This is a genomic window from Extibacter sp. GGCC_0201, assembly GCF_017566055.1.
Classification (GTDB): Bacteria; Bacillota; Clostridia; order Lachnospirales; family Lachnospiraceae; genus Extibacter.
Genome location: NZ_JABFCH010000302.1, coordinates 1 through 207, shown reverse-complemented (window position 1 = coordinate 207; position 207 = coordinate 1). Strand labels below are relative to the sequence as shown.

The 207-nt window shown below is 50.2% G+C and carries 1 pseudogene; it reads left to right on the top strand.

What is annotated here, in order from left to right:
* Positions 1 to 207 (top strand): annotated as a pseudogene (locus HJV72_RS19615) (FtsX-like permease family protein); the annotation flags it as partial.

Sequence of the window (207 nt, the reverse complement as noted above, 5' to 3'; positions counted from 1 at the left end):
CCGGTACTACGGACTTCTGCAGACTGTGGGAATGACGGGGAGGCAGATATATAAACTAATGCAGAAGCAGATGCTGTTTATCGGTACCGTGGGAACTGCGGGCGGGATGCTGCTTGGGAGCGGAGTTTCATTTTTCCTTATTCCTACGGTTGTAAAGTCTCTGGGAATAAGATCCGCAAAGGCAGGAGATATCACCGTGGCATTCCA